Source organism: Stenotrophomonas sp. CASM114 (assembly GCF_049384325.1).
GTDB classification, from domain to species: Bacteria; Pseudomonadota; Gammaproteobacteria; order Xanthomonadales; family Xanthomonadaceae; genus Stenotrophomonas; species Stenotrophomonas muris.
This window is the reverse complement of the sequence record NZ_JBMRGJ010000001.1, coordinates 269,907-288,168: the sequence shown is the minus strand read 5'-3', so window position 1 is coordinate 288,168 and position 18,262 is coordinate 269,907. Positions and strand designations below refer to the sequence as shown.

The window sequence follows — 18,262 nt, the reverse complement described above, 5'->3', positions numbered from 1 at the left end:
ATCTTGGAGTTACGCGGAGGCGTCGGCGGAACGGCGACGCAGGTGGAGGTCCTGCTCGATGCGGGTTTCAGTGCGCTTGTCGATCCTGTAGAAGACCAGCAGCGCCACGGCGAGCAGGAAAGGAAGGGAGCAGTAGACGCTTACGGTCAGGCGGATGCCCTGCACCACGGCCTCAGGCTGCTGCGCCAGGCCGGCCTGGTAGCCGTAGTGGGCGAGGATCGCGGCGACCAGCGCGCCGCCCACGCTGAGGCCGATCTTCAGCCCGCACAGCATCGCCGAGAAGATGATCGCGGTTGCCCGCCGATGGTTCTTCCACTCCGAGTAGTCCGCGACGTCGGCGATCATCGCCCACAGCAGCGGGATGGTGATGCCATAGCAGAAGCCATGCAGCATGAAGGCGCCGAACGCCACCGCCACCGCCGTGGGTGGAAACAGGTAGAAGGCAAGCAGGAACAGGGTCGAGACAAACAGGGCGCCACCGAAGACGTCGCGCTTGCCGAAGCGGTCCGCCAGCCGTCGCGACGCGCCGATACCCAGGATCATGCAGAGGATGCCGCACGCGTTGAACAGGCTGAACGCCGAGGTGGCCGCGTCCTTCGGCCAGGTGAACGCCGCGAAGCCGGCGCTGGCCAGCGCAGCATTCAACGCGCTGACCAGGCCGTTGAACCCCGAGTTTTCAAGGAAGCCGGCGAGCGCCGCTTCACTCATGTAGTACTGGAAGTAATAGATGTAGGTACCGCCCTTCAATGCCAGGTTGATGAACACCAGCACGGTCAGGGCCAGCATCACCTGCCACGGGCGGTTGTGCAGCAGGTCCGACAGGTCCTGCACTATGCCGCCGGTCTGTTCACGCGTCGGCACGATGCGTTCGCGGGTGGTGGCGAACGTGATCAGGAAGAACGCCGTGCCGATGATGGCGAATGCGGTCATGACCTGCTCGAAGCCGCGCACCCGGTCGCCGTCACCCAGGATCAGCACCAGCGGCATCAGCAGCACCTGGATGATGAACTGCGCGATCATCACGGCCACGAAGCGGTAGGCCGAAAGGCTGTTGCGCTGGGCCATGCTGCCGGTCAGCACGCCGCTCAGCGCCGAGTACGGCAGGTTGTTCGCTGCGTACACGCAGACCAGCAGCGCGTAGGTGGCCAGTGCATAGATCACCTTTCCGCGCTCGCCCAGGTCCGGCGTGCTGAACGCCAGCAGGGACAGTACGCCAAAGGGAATGGCCGTCCACAGGATCCACGGCCGGAAGCGGCCCCAACGGGTGGTCGTCCGGTCAGCCGCGATGCCGATCAACGGCGTGAACACGAACGCACCCAGCAGGCCCACCACGAAGATGATCGTGGCCGCGGTCGCAGCTGGCAGGCGGTAGACGTCGGTGTAGAAGAACGCCAGGTAGGTGATCAGGGTCTGGAAGATCAGGTTGGCGGCGAGATCGCCCAGGCTGTAGCCGAGCTTCTCGCGTACCGATAGCGCGTGTTCAGTGCTTGCCATGCAGCGGACGTCCTGGAAAAGGGATCTGGGCGGAGGGAAATCGATGGCGGCGAGAGCGATCAGTCATGCGCGGACACCACCGTGAACCTGCCCTGCGCGCGTGCATCGGCACTGGACGCCCCCACCCTGACCTCGTAGGCACCGGGCCGCACCTCATACGCGGCGCGCGCTTCGTCATAGTGGCGCAGGGCCTGCGCTGCCTCCAGGGTGAACGTCACCGTGCGGTGTTCGCCCGGGGCCAGATGGATCCGCTGGAAGCCACGCAGCTCCTGCACGGCATCGCCGCTGCCAGCGTGCTCGCGCCGCACGTACAGCTGCACCACTTCGTCACCGCTGCGCGTGCCTGCGTTGGTCACATCGACCGCCACGCCCAGGCGGCCATCGGCGCGGAGCCTGGCTGCATCGAGGCGGAGCGTTCCATAGTCGAACCGCGTGTACGACAGGCCGTGACCGAACGGATAAAGCGGCGTGCCGCGGAAGTAGCGATAGGTTCGGCCCTCCATGGCGTAGTCGTCGAATGCCGGCAACGCTTCGCCGGCCTTGTAGAACGTCACTGGCAACCGGCCGGCGGGATTGACGTCGCCGAACAGCGCCTGGCCGACGGCGGTGCCGCCGCGCTGCCCGGGGTACCAGCTCATCAGGATCGCCAGCAGATGCGACTGCGCCCAGTCCACGGCGATCGCCGAGCCGCCGGTGAGCACCATCACCACCGGCTTGCCGGTAGCGTGCAGGGCCTCCAGCAGGGTGCGCTGCGGCGCGGGCAACCGCAGGTCGGTACGGTCGCCACCGGCAAAGCCTGGATAGTTGACCGTCATTTCCTCGCCTTCGACATCGCCGGTAAGGCCACCGACGAACACCACCACATCGGCTTCGCGTGCGGCATCGAGCGCTTCATCGAACGGCGCCTTGGCGCCGGGCATGCGCCAGCCCAGGCGCACGCCGGCATCGCGCTCGTCGTCGTAGTACTCCAGCGTCAGCGCGTAGGCACGCCCGGCCTGCAGCTCCAGTTCGATGCCCTCGGCATGCAGGCGATCTGTGTTCACCCAGTGATCGATCACGCGCTTGCCGTCCAGGTACAGGCGGTAGCCATCATCGCCGGCCACCTCCAGCCGGTAGCGGCCGGACACGGGTGGCAGCAGTTGGCCGCTCCAGCGGATGCTGAAGCGGTCGTTCGGGATCCCCTGCCCCGGTGCCGCTTCGCCCCGTGCCAACAGGTTGTCGGTCGGCGAGCCGCGGTCCCAGCGGAAGCCGATCTGCGCGTCGGTACGCACCAGGGCCGGCGTACCGGACAGGTCGGGCGTGCGGAAGTACTCGCCACGCAGGCCACGCTCGGGCGAGTCCGCCGAAGGCCGCAGGAAGGTCGGCTCGATCAACGGCGTGGCACCGGGATCGTCGCGGCCCTCCACCAGGTCCACGCCGCGGGCATAGCGAACCTCGACGCCCTTGGCCGCCTCGCGTATGCCCTGCAGGATCGTGACCGGCGCGGCCGGTGTGCCGAAGTAGTTGCCGAGCAGCGCCATGGTGTCGTCGGCAGTGGGACCGACCACGGCAATGCGCTTGATGTCGCGTGACAGCGGCAGGATGCCGTCGTTCTTCAGCAGCACCAGCGACGCCTGCGCGGCCTTGAGCGCCAGCGCATCATGGGCCGGGGCCTGGTTCACCGAGGCCGGAATGCGCGCCCAGCGCACCCGCTCCGGCGGGTCGAACATGCCCAGGCGCATCCGTGCGGTGAACAGACGGGTCACCGCATCGTCGATCTCCGCTTCGCTGATCAAACCCTGACGCACGGCCGACGGAAGCGTGGCGTACTCCTGGCCGCATTCCAGCTCGGTGCCATTCCTGACCGCCAGCGCCGCAGCGGCTTCGCGCGTGGTCACGATATGGTGGTGCTTCCAGATGTCGACGATGGCCCAGCAGTCCGAGACCACGTAGCCCTTGAAGCCCCAGTCGCGTCGCAGCACATCGCGCAGCAGGAAACGGCTGGCACTGGCGGACTCGCCGTACACGCGGTTGTAGGCGCCCATCACAGCATCGACGTCGCCCTCCTTGACCAGCGCCTCGAATGCCGGCAGGTAGGTGTCATACAGGTCGCGCCGGCTGGGCCGTGCATCGAAGTGATGGCGGTCGGCCTCCGGCCCGCTGTGCACGGCCAGATGCTTGGCGGTGGCGTCCAGCTTGCGGTAGACGGGGTCGTCGCCCTGCAGGCCACGTACGAAGGCCACGCCCATGCGCGCGGTGAGGTACGGGTCCTCGCCATAGGTTTCCTGTCCGCGGCCCCAGCGCGGGTCGCGGAAGATGTTGACGTTCGGCGACCAGAAGGTCAGCCCCTGGTAACGGCCGTGCGCGCCTTCGCGGAGGAACTGGTGGTGCTTTGCGCGGGCCTCATCGCTGATCGTCGTGGCCACCTGCCCCATCAACGGCACATCGAAGGTCGCGGCCAGGCCGATCGCCTGCGGAAAGACCGTGGCCTGCCCTGCCCGTGCCACGCCATGCAGTCCCTCATTCCACCAGTCGTAGGCGGGCACACCCAGGCGTTCGATTGCCGGCGCGGCGTTCTGCATCTGCGCGGCTTTCTCTTCCAGCGTCATCTGCGCGACGAGTGAGGCAGCCCGTTGCTCGAAGCTGGCCGAAACGTCCAGCCAGGGCCGCGGCGCGGCTGCGGATGCGGCCGCCGCGATGCAGGTCAGAACGAACACAGTGAGCCCGCGGCGCAACGTGCGGCGACGGGCGTTGGACGACAGCGACAGCCTCATTTGCTTCTCCCGGTGCGCTCATCGCGCGCGAAGGGACCCAGCAGTGCGCCTACGAAGCCGCCCGCCCGGTCCGTGCTCAGAACGGTGCCATCCACCTTGCCTGCAAGCAGTTGCCAGCCCTGCCCGTCGCCGGTATCGAACGAGAACGCGTAGTCGCCCTCGTTGCCGGCGATCTTCAGGCGCAACGCATCCGGTGCCCGCACCTCGCGGGTCGCCACGATGCGCGTACTGCCACCCCCATCACGAACTTCCAGGAAGAGCGAAAGTCGCTCGTCCGGAAGGCTGCGAACGCCAAGGAAGTACCAGTACGCCTCGCTCTGGAACGCCGCCAGGCCGGCCGCCACGCCAGGCCCCGGCCGGCTCATCGCGGCGCTCGCCTCGAAGCGCAGGTGCTGCTGGCGTCGGCCAAGGAACGCGGGATTGCGCAGCGTGTCCAGATCCTCGGCAAGCGGGTGCACGGCCAGCATTCCCGGGCGCGTGGCCAGGTCGGCCCAGGCGTGCTTGGGCACCCGCACGCGCAGCCACTGGCGATCGAGCCTCGGTCCATCGAAGTTGTCGCGCTCGACGAAGTTGCCGGTCGAGGGGGCCTGGGATGCTTCGCCCTGCATCCACGACGGCGCCTTGACCACGTAGGGGATGGGCTGGTCGGCCGGCAGGATCCGTGGCCAGCCGTCCTGCCAGCGCACCGGCAGCAGATAGGTCTCGCGCCCGGTGTTGTAGTGCCGCGTCTGATAGTTGCGGCTGGCCAGGAACACCGCCCACCACGAACCGTCCGGGCCTTCGACCAGGTCGGCATGGCCGGCATTGGTGATCGGTAGCGGTCGGTCGTCGGGCAGCTCGCGCTGGGTCAGGATCGGATTGCCCGCGTAGGGGTCATACGGGCCCCACACGGTGCGGCTGCGCAGCACCACCTGGGAGTGCTGCGGCCCGGTGCCGCCTTCGGCATCGGACAGGTAATACCAGCCCTGGCGCTTGTAGATGTGGGGGCCTTCGATCCAGATCGGGTTCTTCGCCGGCTCCACGCCCGCGTCGACCAGCACCCGGCGCGGCCCCACCGGCTTGAAGGCAGCCAGATCGATCTGCTGCATCCAGATGGCGCGGTGCCCGTCGTAGCGTGGTGTGCCGGGCGGCGCGTCGTTGTTGACCAGGTACACCTTGCCGTCGTCATCGAAGAACAGTGATGGATCGATGCCATCGATGCCGGGCAGCCAGTGCGGATCGGACCACGGACCGGCCGGGTCGCGCGCGGTGGCAATGAAGTTGCCACCACTGTCGGTGGCCGTGGTCACCACGTAGAAGACCCCATCGTGGTATTCGATGGTGGGCGCGAAGATGCCGCGCGAGACGCTCAGCCCGTCGAAATCCAGCTGCGTGGCGCGGTCGATCACGTTGCCGATCTGCTTCCAGTGAACCAGGTCGGCACTCTCGAACACCGGAATGCCCGGGAAATAGGTGAAGCTGGAATTGACCAGGTAGAACCGGCCGTTCGCGCTCACGATGCTGGGATCGGCATGGAAGCCGGCCAGCACCGGATTGCGGTAGTGGCCGGCCGGCAGCGGCGTGTCGAAGGCCGCGTCGTGGCCGCGGTATTCGAACCAGTCGAAGTACACCGGCGGTGCGTCCGGCGGCGCGCTGGCCGGGCTGGTTGCGGCCGACAGCAGGAGTGCCGCCGCCAGCAGGTGGCGCGCCATCGACCTCAGGCCGGCCCTGTCGCGGACCGGAGGGGACTGCTTGGACAGCGTCATCATCGTCGCGTCTCGGCTTCGGCAATGGGAAGTTCGAACGGGCCTGCCGGTGCCCCGCTGCCGTCGCGCAGCGTGCACACCGGGCCATCGGCCCAGCAATAGCGGACATGCGTTGCGTGCGTCGACAGCGGGCCGCGCAGCAGGATCCGGCGCCCATCCAGTTCGGCGTCGCCGTAGTCGCAGTGGCGGGTATCACCCCTGGTCCCGCACAGTTCAAAACCAATCGGACGCAGCGCGCCGGTCGCGGTGAGCACGCCTTCGACATCCTCGAACGCAATGGCCACGCCAGCGGGCGTCCGCACGGCCGTTACCGCTCGCGGACCCGACGGCGCCACGTCCTGCTTGCCGTACACCACGTGGCGCGCCACGCGCGCCAGGCGGCGCCCGAGCTCCTGCTTGTTCGGCGGATGGATGTCGTAGGCGTCGCCGATGTCGATGGCAATGGCGAGCCCGCTCCGCGCATCCTCGGCGGCGACGCGCCGCTGCGCCTCACGCACCTGCGCCCAACCGCTGGCGGCGGGCACCACCGACGGCTGGCCGTAGCCGGCCAGCTGCACCAGCAGCAGTGGCGTGCGCGCACCGAACTGCCGCCGCCAGTCCTCGCGCAGCGCACGCAACCGCATCGCATACGCCGCACCATCGCTGGTGTTCGATTCACCTTGATACCAGAGCATGCCGCGCAGCCCGAAGCCCCCGAGCGGTGCGATCATCCCGTTGTACAGCGTCGACAGCCCGGTGGCGGCCTGCCATGGCGCGAAAGGCGGCGCCTGCTGGCCCGCCGCCACCCGGTATTTCCAGGGGCCCTGCAGTGCCACGCGCTCGCCGTTGTCGAACTGCAGGCCGTATGCCGTTGAGGGGCCGGCCAGGCCGCCTTCGCCGTAGGTGTCCAGCACATTGACCGCAATGCTGTTGGATCCCGCCTTCAACAGGCCACTCGGCAACGGATAGCGCCTCTGGCCGGCGCCGTACTGGCTGCCGACGGCGACCCCGTTCACCCAGGTCACGTCCACCTCGTCGGCCGATGCCAGCTCCAGGGTCGCGCCGCGTGCAGCCTGTTCAGCGCTCAGCACCACCTGCGTGCGATACCAGACCATGCCGTTGTAATCGGCAAGCGCGGGCTCGTTCCACCGCTCCCATGCGCCCAGTGTGGCCGGTGCGTGCGACCATGCGCGGTCATCGGTATCCGCGCGCCAAGGTGCGTCGCCGGGCAGCGCCCCTTCGCGCGTCTCCCACCAGTGCTGCCAGTGGCGGCCCCAGGCTGCGCGTGCCTCCAGCGGATCACGGGCAGAGCGCGCGAGAATATCGAGGGCCTCGTCCATGCCACCTTGCCCGCGCAGGGCATCGGTACTGGTCCAGGCCTCGATCCGCGAGCCGCCCCACGCTGCCTGGATCAGCCCCATCGGTACGGTAACCGTGCGCTGCAGTTCGCGGGCGAAATAGAAGCAGGCTGCAGAGAAACCGCGCACCGAATCGGGCGTTGCCCGTGTCCATCCAGGGTGACCCTTGAAGCTCTCCTGCGCGTGCACGGCCGCGTCCTGCGGCACGCTGAACAGCCGGATCCGTGGCAGCGTGGCCGAGGCGATCTCGCTGGCTGCGTTGAGCGAGCGCCAGACCGGCAGCTCCATGTTCGACTGCCCCGCGCACAACCAGACGTCGCCGACCAGAAGATCCCGCGCCGTCTCGCGCCGGGTCCCGGCGGTTGCCTCGAGGGTGTACGGGCCGCCTGCGGCGATGGCGGGGAACATGGCCTGCCAGCGGCCTGCCCTATCGGCCTGTGTGGCCACCGCCTGGCCCGCGAAGGTGGCCGATACCGCCTGCCCAGGGCTTGCCTGGCCCCAGACGGTGATCGGCCGGTCGCGCTGCAGGACCGCATGGTCCTGGAACAGCGGGTGCAGCAAACCCGTCGTTTCGCCGGCCGCCACCGGTGCGGCAAGCCACGCCAGCACCATCAACGCCGCCGCGCGCGCGGACCATCCGAACCGGTTCATCGCCCATCTCCGGGTGCGAAAGGAAACTGCAATGCCTGGTAGTACGACAACGGCTGTGGCGGTGGCCGTTCTCCCGCCGGCAGCGGTCGGCCGCTGACTGACTGGAAGTACGCCACACTGGCATCGCGCCACCACTGCGCTTCCTCGCGCTGGATCTGCAGGAACGCCGCCACCTGCTGGTGCCGCTGCGGATCGATCCGGTCGCGCAGGCCCGCCCAGGTCGCCTGCATCGACTGCACCTGGCGCACACCCCGCGAATAGCGCCCGACCAGTTCGTCCCACAGCGTCCTGCCCGAGCGCATGCGGCGATCCCACGACACGTGATGGAACCACAGCAGCAGCGACTCGGGCACCCGCGCCGGATCGCCATAAACCCCGGCAACCGGCGGGAAGTACTGCCCCACGGCGTTGCTTCCGCTTGCGCTGCGGTCAAAACCGATGCCGTTGCGGTCTGCACGGTGGTAGTAGACCGACGTCCAGTCCGCACGCGGGCCGCCGTCCACCCAGGGGCCGGGACCGTAGTGATGGCCGCGTGCCATGAGGTGATGCAACCCGAGCGGCGTCATGTAGTCCACCGCCGCCTCGCGCGAGTCCATCATCATCCGCACGATCGGGCCGGTCACCTGCGGGTCGGGCGAGAAGGTCAGCGCGGCCCAGTCCTCGGCAATGCCGCGCGCGGACTGCTGCGGATTCCATGCCAGTCGTCCGAACGCGTACCAGTTGGCCTGGTCGAAATGCGAGCCGCTCCAGGTGCGGTCTACGCCGATGTTCGCAACGCCGGCGATGCCGGTCAGTGCATGACCTTCCAACGAGCCATCGACCACGCGGGCGACCGTGGAGCCCTCGCCGCGTGCATGGGTGTCGGCCTGCAGCACTTCTTCGTAAAGCGTTCCCAGGTACACCAGGTGCGTCGCGAAACCCAGGTACTCCTTGGTGATCTGCAGTTCCATCATCAGCGGCGTGCGTGGCATGGCGCCGAACAGCGGATGGAACGGCTCGCGCGGCTGGAAGTCGATGGGACCGTTCTTCACCTGCACGATCACGTTGGGGCGGAAGGCACCGTCCAGCCCTACAAACTCGCTGTACGCCTGCTTGGCGCGATCTTCGGGAACCTGGTGCGAGTACACGAAGGCGCGCCACATCACTACGCCGTTGTAGGGCGCCAGTGCCTCGGCCAGCAGGTTGGCGCCGTCGGCATGGGAACGACCGTAATCCTGCGGGCCGGGTTGCCCCTCCGAGTTCGCCTTGACCAGGAAACCGCCAAAATCCGGAATGCGCGCATGGATCTCATCGACCTTGTCGCGCCACCAGCGCCGCACAGCCGGATCCAGCGGATCAGCCGTTGCCAGGCCGCCAAGCTCGATGGGCGCACTGAAGCGCGCGCTCAGGTAGACCCGGATGCCATAGGGCCGGAACAGGTCGGCCAGCGCGGCGGCCTTGGCCAGATAGGCCGGCGACAGGCTCAGCGCACTGGCATTGACGTTGTTGAGGACGGTGCCGTTGATGCCGAGCGAGGCGTTGGCACGGGCGTAGTCGGTGTAGCGCGGGTCACGCCACTGCGGCAACGTCTGCCAGTCCCACAGCGAGCTGCCTGCATAGCCACGCTCGACGTAACGATCCAGGTTGTCCCAATGGTTGAGCACACGCAGTGCGACCTGCGGCGACTCACGCACATCCAGCGCCTGCAGTGGGGTGCCACGCTGCAGCAGGCGCAGCAGATGGAACATGCCATACAGCACGCCGACATCCTGGCGTGCCGCCACAAGCAGCACATCGCGCCCCTCGATCCGGACCCGCCGGATCAGGAAGCCCTCGTCGCCCAACGTGGCGATCTCGTTGCCGTACGCGGCGACGAGTGTCGAAGATTGCGGCGTGCCCAGCACCAGGGCACGCTCGGTACTGATTGCCGTTCGCATTGGCGGCGCCGCTCCCAGCAATCCAGGGAGGCTGCGCGCAAGCTCGTCGCGGGTGGCGCGCTGCATTGGCGTGCGATCCGGGGCCACCACTTCGGCCAGTTGCCGCCGGTAATCGGCAGCGACCGTTGCGGCAACCGGCTGGTAGCGCATCCACAGCGCATAGCCATCCTCCGCCCGTGCCCCGCCAACACAGGCCAGCAGCACGAGCAGGGCCCGCAGCTGCGTGCCGACAGCGCGCAACAACGGCGTTAACATGCGCCTTTGTAGACTACGTCCGGGCCCGGGGCAGCGCATCATCGTCCTTTGCACCCGCGCGGCAGCGCCACCAAGAACAAAGGGATCGTGCATTGGACAAGCCGAAGAAATCGGTTCGCCGCAGAACCGCAGGCGTGACGATCGACGAGGTTGCGGCCCTTGCCGGCGTTTCGCCGATGACCGTGTCGCGGGTAATCAACCAGGGCAAGGTGCGCGACGTCACCCGAGAGCGCGTGCTGCGCGCCGTGCGTGAGCTGGGCTATACGCCCAATCTTGCCGCCAGTTCGCTGGCCGCTGCACAGCACACGCGCATTGCGCTGATCTACACCAACCCCAGCGGCGCCTACCTGCGCGAACTGCTGGTGGGCCTGCTGCGCGTCGCCTCCAGTTCCGCCATCCAGCTGGTCATCGACTACTGGGACAACCTGGATGCCGAATCCGAACGCAGGGCGGCGCGTGCGCTCGCCGGACGCGTCGACGGCGTGATCCTGCCGCCGCCGCTGTGCGAATCGCAGGCCGCCGTAAGCGAACTGGTCAAGGCTGGCATTCCGGTGGTGGCCATCGCATCGGGTCGCCTGAGCGAGGCCCTGTCCTGCGTCCGCATCGACGATTTCAGTGCGGGCAGGGAAATGACCGATCACCTGCTCCGGCAGGGACACACCCGCATCGGTTTCATCCGTGGGCGCGATGACCTGAGCGCAAGTGCGCTCCGCTACGACGGCTTCGTCACCGCCCTGCGCGAGGCCGGGCTGGCGGTGGAGCCCGGCCTGGTCCAGCACGGTGACTACACCTACCGGTCCGGCCTGGCCGCGGCCGAGAAGCTGCTGTCCCAGCGCCGGCCACCGACCGCGATTTTCGCCAGCAACGACGACATGGGTGCCGCCGCCATCTCCGTGGCGCATCGGCGCGGGCTGGAAGTGCCACGCGACCTGTCGGTGGTGGGTTTCGATGACACCTCGGCCGCCACCACCGTGTGGCCGGAACTGACCACGATCCATCAGCCCATCGCCTCGATGGCCAACGCGGCCATCGACATCCTGCTGCGCACCATCCGCCGTCCTGCGGGGGACGCAACGGTGCTGCGCGAACATGTGATGCCGCATCGGCTGATCGCTCGCGGTTCGGTAGCCGCACCGCCCACGCGCCGGTAGCGCAGGCCCCGCCCTCATGCCTGCGCCTGCGCAGTACGCGGCAGGGTGCCGGTCAGGCCGGCAGCGATCATGCGCCGCATCCAAGGGCGACCTCGGCTTCGTTCAGTGCGCCCAGCGCGACGCGTGACACGGAGATCGTCATCGCATCGGCCGTCACCAACGACCACGGTCGGTCGATCGCGTCCAGCTTTGCACCCGCCTTGGCCAGGCACTTCAGCGGCACACCAACGCGCTTCCACTGGCCTTGGGGAAGCGCCGCCAGCGACGGCCCGATGGCGATGCGTGCCGAGCAGCCCACGCCGCACCCGACCGACAGCCACGCCTCACCCTCCGGCGCAGCGTCCACGCGCAGCGTGGTCAGCAGCATCAGGTCACCGTTGGATTCGCGCTGCAGGTCCAGCGCCGTGTGCGAGTGCAGTGCAGCAACGGCCTCGCCCTTGCCCGACCAGGCCAGGCGTCGCCCGTCCTCCTGCGCCAGATGATCCACGCCGGTGATCTTCAGCCGATCATCGGGCAATGCGTCCGGCACGCGGGTCACGGTCAGGCCCTGGCCTGCGGCCTGCTCAAGGCGCAGCGCCATGCCGGGGCCTGCATCACCGCGCGCGAAGAACACGCCGGTCGCGCCCTCGTTGCCGGTCACGCCCGATGCCTCCGGCAGCGCGGCCAGGTCGCCGTTGTCGGCGTAGGTCAGGCCGAAGCCGAACGCAAACAACGGATCGTAGTCCTTCTGGCCGACGTTGTTGGCGTACTGGGTGGCGGTGCGCGGCCAGCTGAAACTGAGCTTGCCCTTGAAATCGTGCTGCACCCGGCCATCGCTCCCGCGCAGCAGTACATCGGCAATGCCGGCGCCTTCCGAGCCCGGCAGCCACGCGGCCACGAAGGCATCGGCGGCATTGATTTCCCGGTTCACCCAGAGCGGCCGCCCGCTCAGGAAGACCGCGACGACCGGTATGCCATCGGCCTTGAGCCGCTTGAGCAGCGCCAGATCCGTTTCGTTGCCGGGCTTGTAGGCCAGCGTCGGCCGGTCTCCCTGGAACTCGGCATAGGGGTCTTCGCCAAACACCACCACCGCCACGTCGGGTTTCACTGCATAGCGACCGTCAACGGCAAGCACGGCTTCACCACCGGCCGCCCTGGCCTGGTGCGCGATGCCCTCGTAGATGGAGTCCGCATTGGGGAAGTCCTTGCGCGTGGTGCCGGTGCCCTGCCAGTTGAGCGTCCAGCCGCCGGCCTGCTTGCCGACATCGTTGGCACCGTCGCCGGCCACGAGGATCCGCTGCTTCGGCGACAGCGGCAGGACGCCGTTCTGGTTCTTCAGCAGGACCAGCGATTCGCGCACGGCCTGCCGGGCCACCGCGCGATGTGCCGGCGCGCCGATCAGTGCGAACTGGCCGCCAACGGCCCGCGTGGACGGCCTGCCGGCCTCGAACAGCCCCAGGCGGAACTTGACCCGCAGGATCCGGCGCACCGCATCGTCCAGGCGCTGCGGCGTTATCCGGCCGTCCTTCACCGCCGCCAGCGTCGTCTCGTAGAAACCCTTCCAGCTGTCCGAGGCCATCGCCATGTCCAGGCCCGCGTTGATCGTGGCCGGGCAGTCCGTGGTGGTGCAGCCCTTGACCTGGCCATGACCATTCCAGTCGCCCACCACGAAGCCACCGAAGTTCATGCGTCCCTTGAGCACATCGGTGAGGTAGTGCCGGTGCCCGTGCATCTTTTCACCGTTGACGCTGTTGAACGATGCCATCGCGGTCTGCGCGCCGGCGGCGATGGCCGGCGGGTATCCGGCGGCATGGATGCGCACCAGGTCCGGCTCACTGATGCGGGTGTCGCCCTGGTCCTTGCCGTCGGTGGTGCCGCCATCACCGAGAAAGTGCTTCACCGAGGCGATCACATGGCGGCCATCGAGGAACTCCGGTGTTCCCACCCTGCCCTGCAATCCCTCCACCATGGCGCCGGCATAGCTGGCCACCACCTCGGGCGATTCCGAGTAGCCCTCGTAGCTGCGGCCCCAGCGATCATCCTGGGGTACCGCAACGGTCGGCGCGAACGTCCACTCCATGCCGGTGACGCGGGTTTCCAGCGCGGTGATGCCACCGATCTGCCGCAGCAGCTCCGGATTGCGCGTGGCGCCCAGCCCGATGTTGTGCGGGAACAACGTGGCGCCAATGATGTTGCTCTGCCCATGCACGGCATCGATGCCGAACAGCAGCGGAATGGCCTTGCCGCCTTTCGACGTGTCCATGGAGGCGTCGTAGAAGGCGTCTGCCAGCGCCAGCCACTCGGCTGGCGACGCATCGTAGCGGTCACCGGGGTCGGAATTGCCACCGGCCAGGATCGAACCAAGGCGGTAGCGCCGCACGTCATCGGGGGTGAGGCTGGCAATGTCGCCCTGCACGAGCTGGCCGACCTTTTCCTCCACCGTCATGCCTGCCATCAGGTCGGTGATCCGCTTCTCCAGCGCAGGATCCGCGGCCAGTGGCCAGGTGACCTGTGGCCACGGGTCGCTGGCGGCTCCCGCAGTGGCGGCGGGCCGGTCCTGGCCGTGGCAGCCCAGCAACGCCAGCGTCAGCACGGCGATCAGCACGCCGCTGCGGGATAAGGAGGTCTGCGATGTCATGGCGCTCATCCTTCCATCTGCTCCAGTTCCTTGCCCTTGGTCTCGTGCACATGCCGGACCACGAAAATCACCGAGATGATCGCCGCCACCAGGTAGATGCCGTAGGTGGCCGCCAGCCCTGCCGCGGCCAGCAGCATCGGGAACGTCACCGTGACCACGAAGTTGGAGGTCCATTGCGCTGCGCCGGCGACCGCCAGTGCCGAACCGCGGATCTGGTTCGGGAACATCTCGCCCAGCATCACCCACATCACCGGCCCCCACGACAGGTTGAAGAACACGACATAGGCGTTGGCCGCCACCAGCGCCAGCGTGCCCATGCGCCCGGGTAGCTGCAGATGCCCGTCGGCCAGTGAACCACTTGCAAACGCGACCACCACCAGTGCAAGCGACAGCGACATCCCGGCCGAGCCGAACCACAGCAGGGGCTTGCGGCCGATCCGGTCGATCAGCAGCACCGTGACCACGCAGGCGCCGATGCTCAGCGCGCCGGACAGCACGTTGATCAGCAGCGCGTCGTTTTCGGAAAAGCCGACCGCCTGCCACAGCACGGCGCCGTAATAGAACACCACGTTGATGCCGACCAGCTGCTGGAAGCAGGCCAGTCCGACGCCGACCCACACAATCGGGCGGATCCGCCCGGTCGCCCGGCTCTTCAGATCGGACAGGCGCGGGCGATGGTGGTCGTTGGACAGCGAGGCATCGATCTCTTCGAGCGTGGCGCGGGCCTTGTCGTTGCCGAGCAGCCGGGTGAGCACGCGCAGCGCGTCGTCCTTGCGCCGCTTCACCACCAGGTAGCGCGGGCTCTCAGGAATGGTCAGCAACAGCAGCAGGAACACCAGCGATGGCGCGGCCTGCATCCAGAACATCCAGCGCCAGGCAGCCTGTCCGGCCCACAGCGGCTCGGTCGACGCGCCCGCTGCGGCCGCCAGCAGGTAGTTGGACAGGAAGGCAGCGGTGAGCCCGGTGATGATCGCGATCTGCTGCACCGTGGCCAGGCGGCCGCGATAGCGGGCCGGAGCGACCTCGGCAATGTAGGCCGGCGAGATCACGCTCGCCGCGCCTACCGCGAACCCACCCACCACCCGCGCCGCAATGAACCAGCCCGACGAGGCCGCCGCCCCGGCACCGAGTGCCGACAGCAGGAACATCACCGCCGACAGGATCAGCACGTTGCGACGGCCGAGGCGGTCGGCCAGGCGGCCGGCACTGAACGCGCCCACCGCACAGCCCAGCAGCATCGACGCGATCTCGAACCCCTGCATCCATTCACCGGACCGGAACGCCTGGTGCAGGCCGTCCTGGGTGCCGTTGATCACGCCGCTGTCGAAGCCGAACAGAAAACCGCCAATCGTCGCTACCACGCTGATCAGTACGATCAGCCGGGTATTCTCACCGCTGCCTGCTGCCTGGTTCATTCCCGTCCCCTCGAGTGCACCGTTGCCGCGCTCAGCGCAGCAGGTACTGGTTGAGCAGGTTTTCGTAACGCTCCTGCTTGCCGCTGGCCTGGTGCGGTTCGCCGAGGCGAGCGGCCAGGCCCGCCAGGTCCGGCAGGCTGAGCGTGCCACGCTCGAACTCCTGGCCGGCGCCGCTGTCGAAACTCGCGTAGCGCTCCTTGCGCCATTGCTCCCAGGGCGACTCGGTCAGCAGTGCATGGGCAACCTCCAGTCCGCGTGCGAAGGCGTCCATGCCGCCGATATGGGCAATGAACAGATCCTCAAGGTCGGTCGATTCGCGGCGCACCTTCGCATCGAAGTTCAAGCCTCCTTCCAGGCCGCCCTGGCGCAGCACCACCAGCATCGCACCCACCGTGTCGTACAGATCGCTGGGGAACTGGTCGGTGTCCCAGCCGTTCTGCGCGTTGCCGCGGTTGGCGTCGATGCTGCCGAGCAGGCCATGATCGGACGCAACCTGCAGATCGTGCTCGAAGGTGTGCCCGGACAGCGTGGCGTGGTTGGCTTCGATGTTGAGCTTGAAGTCCTTGTCCAGCCCATGCTCCTTCAGGAAGCCCACCACCGTGGCACTGTCGAAGTCATACTGGTGCTTCATCGGCTCCATCGGCTTGGGCTCGATCAGGAAGTTGCCCTTCAGGCCGATGCTGCGGCCGTAGTCGCGGGCCATGGTGAGGAAGCGCGCGAAATGTTCGATCTCGCGCTTCATCTGGGTATTGGCCAGCGACGCATAACCTTCGCGTCCGCCCCAGAACACGTAGTGCTCGCCGCCGAGTTCGACCGTGGCCTCCAGCGCGGCCTTGACCTGCACCGCTGCGCGCGCGACCACCGCGAAGTCGGGGTTGGTCGATGCGCCGTTCATGTAACGCGGGTGCGAGAACAGGTTGGCCGTGCCCCACAGCAGCTTGACGCCGGTGGCCTCCTGGCGCGCCTTGGCCAGGGCCACCATGTGCGAGAGGTTCTTCTGGTACTGGCCGATGTCGTCGGCATCCGGCGCCAGGTCGATATCGTGGAAGCACCAGTACGGCACGCCCAGCTTGGTGAAGAACTCGAACGCCGCGTCCACCTTCGCTTCGGCCGTGGCCAGTGGCGAGGCTGCCTCCCACGGGAACTGCCGTGTACCCGGGCCGAACGGATCGTGCCCGGCATTGCAGAAGGTGTGCCAGTAGCACACGGCGAAGCGCAGATGCTCCTGCATGGTCTTGCCACCGATGACCCGGTTCGCATCGTAGACCTTGAAGGCAAGCGGATTGTCCGAGCCCTTGCCCTCGAACGGAATGCGGCCGACGCCGGGGAAGTACTCCTTGGCGCCGATGAAGGGCTGCGTGCTCATGGTGCGTGCTCCTGTCGTTGTACGGGGTGTCGTGGAGGAGTCATCAGCCGCGCTGCAGCGGCGTGATGGCATCAAGATGGCTGAGGAAGCGTGCGTAGGCCCGTGCATAGGCATCGCTGCGGGCCGGATCCGGCCGTGCGGACAGCGCCGGATCGACGGTGACGTGGCGCGCGGTGATGTCGCTGATCGAGGCGGCGTCTCCCTGCGCCCGGGCGAGCGCCCACAGCGCCTGCAGTGCCGCACCAAACGCCGCGCCTTCGGCCTGCACCGGGACGTCCACCGGCAGGCCGAACACATCAGCCACCAGCTGACGCCAGGCCGCGCTGTTGCTGCCGCCGCCGGTGAGCACGATGCGATCGAACCGCATGCCCGCGCGGACGAAGGCGTCGTAGCCGTACTTCAGGCTGTAGGTCGCGCCCTCCATGGCGGCGCGGTAGAGGTGCGCCGGGGTGAAATTGGCGATGTCCAGGCCTGCCAGCACGCCCTTGCCGAGCGGCAGGTCGGGGGTACGTTCGCCATTGAGGAACGGCAGCATCACCAGCCCCCCTGCGCCCGGCGGCGTCGCGTGGAGGTGCGCATCGCCGTCGCGGGTGCTGAAACCGAAGGCGCTGGCCACGCGTTCGGTGGCCACGGTGCAGTTCATGGTGCAGATCAGCGGCAGCCAGCCCCCCGTGGACGAGCAGAAAGCCGCCCACGCGCCGTCCGGATCGATCACCGGCGAGCCGGAATAGGCGAACAGCGTTCCGGAGGTTCCCAGGCTCATCGCCAGCCGACCTTCCGTGACGCAGCCGGTGCCGATTGCCGCCATCATGTTGTCGCCGCCACCAACGGCAATCTTCACGGCCGCCGGCAGCCCGAACTCGGCCGCGGCCTTCGGCGCGATATCGAACAGGGCATCGGGCGCTGCGATCGGCGGCAGGCAGGCAGCAAGATCACGATCAGGATCGGTGGCGCGCAGCAGTTCCTGCGACCAGGTGCGTGTGCGCACGTCCAGCCAGCCGGTTCCGGACGCATCGCCAAGCTCGCAGAACCGTTGCCCGGTCAACACGAAATTCAGGTAGTCGTGTGGCAGCAGGATGGTCGCCAGCCGCGCATAGGCGTCGGCACGGTGGATCCGGGTCCAGGGCAGCTTGGACGCTGTGTAGCCGGCCAGGATCGGGTTGCCCGCCAGCGCGATGGTGCGTTGGAACCCGCCCACGGCGTCCATGATCTGGATGCATTCGGCCGAGGTGCTGGTGTCGCACCACAGCTTGGCCGGCGCCAGTACCTCGCCAGCATCATCAACCGGCACGAACCCATGCTGCTGCCCCGATACCGCCAGCGCGACGATGCGAGCGCGCAGCGAGGGATCGATCCTGGCAAAGCAGGCGCGCAGGGCCGACACCCAGTCGGCAGGCGCCTGTTCACGGCTGCCGTCGGCACCGCTGTCCATCGCGAGCGGCACGCTGGCCGAGGCCACCACCACCTGCGTCCGCGGGTCATAGACCAGCACCTTCAGGCTCTGCGTCCCTGCATCGATCCCTGCAACCAGACCCATCGAAACCGCCTCCGATCAAAAAAGG

General features: G+C 67.9%; 10 protein-coding genes. 1 reads left to right on the top strand and 9 read right to left on the bottom strand.

Going from position 1 to position 18,262, the window contains the following annotated elements; translation table 11 throughout:
• Positions 1–9: 9 nt before the first annotated feature.
• The 5 genes from VG566_RS01295 to VG566_RS01275 are packed head-to-tail and all read right to left on the bottom strand — an operon-like array spanning position 10 to position 10,151.
• Complete coding sequence (locus VG566_RS01295; RefSeq protein ID WP_241883878.1) at positions 10–1,494, bottom strand: MFS transporter; 1,485 nt, start codon at positions 1,492–1,494, stop codon at positions 10–12.
• A gap of 59 nt (positions 1,495–1,553) precedes the next feature.
• A complete protein-coding gene (locus VG566_RS01290) occupies positions 1,554–4,247 on the bottom strand; it encodes a glycoside hydrolase family 3 protein (RefSeq protein WP_241883879.1) in 2,694 nt (897 codons plus the stop codon).
• A complete protein-coding gene (locus VG566_RS01285; protein ID WP_100450080.1) occupies positions 4,244–5,938 on the bottom strand; it encodes a glycoside hydrolase family 43 protein in 1,695 nt (564 codons plus the stop codon). Before VG566_RS01285 ends, VG566_RS01290 begins: the two co-directional genes overlap by 4 nt.
• A gap of 53 nt (positions 5,939–5,991) precedes the next feature.
• The gene (locus VG566_RS01280; protein WP_241883880.1) at positions 5,992–7,980 is read right to left on the bottom strand and encodes a sialate O-acetylesterase; all 1,989 of its coding nucleotides are present in this window, start codon (positions 7,978–7,980) and stop codon (positions 5,992–5,994) included.
• The gene (locus VG566_RS01275; protein ID WP_423172611.1) at positions 7,977–10,151 is read right to left on the bottom strand and encodes an alpha-glucuronidase family glycosyl hydrolase; all 2,175 of its coding nucleotides are present in this window, start codon (positions 10,149–10,151) and stop codon (positions 7,977–7,979) included. The genes VG566_RS01280 and VG566_RS01275 overlap by 4 nt, the downstream gene beginning before the upstream one ends.
• A gap of 92 nt (positions 10,152–10,243) precedes the next feature.
• Between VG566_RS01275 and VG566_RS01270 the strand changes: the two genes are divergently transcribed.
• Positions 10,244–11,302 carry a LacI family DNA-binding transcriptional regulator gene (locus VG566_RS01270; RefSeq protein ID WP_014647205.1) on the top strand — a complete coding sequence of 353 codons (1,059 nt, stop codon included), beginning with the start codon at positions 10,244–10,246 and terminating at the stop codon, positions 11,300–11,302.
• A gap of 67 nt (positions 11,303–11,369) precedes the next feature.
• Here the strand turns inward: VG566_RS01270 and VG566_RS01265 are convergent, their stop codons facing one another.
• Genes VG566_RS01265 through xylB form a run of 4 tightly spaced genes read right to left on the bottom strand, consistent with a single transcriptional unit; the run spans position 11,370 to position 18,237 of the window.
• Positions 11,370–13,928: a glycoside hydrolase family 3 protein gene (locus VG566_RS01265; protein WP_241883881.1), complete on the bottom strand. Its 2,559-nt coding sequence runs from the start codon at positions 13,926–13,928 to the stop codon at positions 11,370–11,372.
• On the bottom strand, positions 13,925–15,334 hold the full coding sequence (locus tag VG566_RS01260) for a sugar porter family MFS transporter (protein ID WP_046430740.1): 1,410 nt from the start codon (positions 15,332–15,334) through the stop codon (positions 13,925–13,927). The genes VG566_RS01265 and VG566_RS01260 overlap by 4 nt, the downstream gene beginning before the upstream one ends.
• Before the next feature lie 31 nt (positions 15,335–15,365).
• Positions 15,366–16,700, bottom strand: a complete 1,335-nt coding sequence (gene xylA, locus VG566_RS01255; RefSeq protein ID WP_043395866.1) for a xylose isomerase — start codon at positions 16,698–16,700, stop codon at positions 15,366–15,368.
• A 43-nt stretch (positions 16,701–16,743) separates the two neighbouring features.
• Positions 16,744–18,237, bottom strand: coding sequence for a xylulokinase (xylB, locus tag VG566_RS01250; RefSeq protein ID WP_241883882.1), 1,494 nt, complete (start codon positions 18,235–18,237; stop codon positions 16,744–16,746).
• Between the last annotated feature and the right edge of the window lie 25 nt (positions 18,238–18,262).

Excerpts from the sequence above, each read along its gene's own strand:
- VG566_RS01260 (WP_046430740.1), bottom strand. The coding sequence starts at position 15,334 with ATGAACCAGGCAGCAGGCAGCGGTGAGAATACCCGGCTGATCGTACTG.
- VG566_RS01295 (WP_241883878.1), bottom strand. The coding sequence starts at position 1,494 with ATGGCAAGCACTGAACACGCGCTATCGGTACGCGAGAAGCTCGGCTAC.
- xylA (WP_043395866.1), bottom strand. The coding sequence starts at position 16,700 with ATGAGCACGCAGCCCTTCATCGGCGCCAAGGAGTACTTCCCCGGCGTC.
- VG566_RS01265 (WP_241883881.1), bottom strand. The coding sequence starts at position 13,928 with ATGAGCGCCATGACATCGCAGACCTCCTTATCCCGCAGCGGCGTGCTG.
- VG566_RS01275 (WP_423172611.1), bottom strand. The coding sequence starts at position 10,151 with ATGTTAACGCCGTTGTTGCGCGCTGTCGGCACGCAGCTGCGGGCCCTG.
- VG566_RS01280 (WP_241883880.1), bottom strand. The coding sequence starts at position 7,980 with ATGAACCGGTTCGGATGGTCCGCGCGCGCGGCGGCGTTGATGGTGCTG.
- xylB (WP_241883882.1), bottom strand. The coding sequence starts at position 18,237 with ATGGGTCTGGTTGCAGGGATCGATGCAGGGACGCAGAGCCTGAAGGTG.
- VG566_RS01285 (WP_100450080.1), bottom strand. The coding sequence starts at position 5,938 with ATGGCGCGCCACCTGCTGGCGGCGGCACTCCTGCTGTCGGCCGCAACC.
- VG566_RS01290 (WP_241883879.1), bottom strand. The coding sequence starts at position 4,247 with ATGAGGCTGTCGCTGTCGTCCAACGCCCGTCGCCGCACGTTGCGCCGC.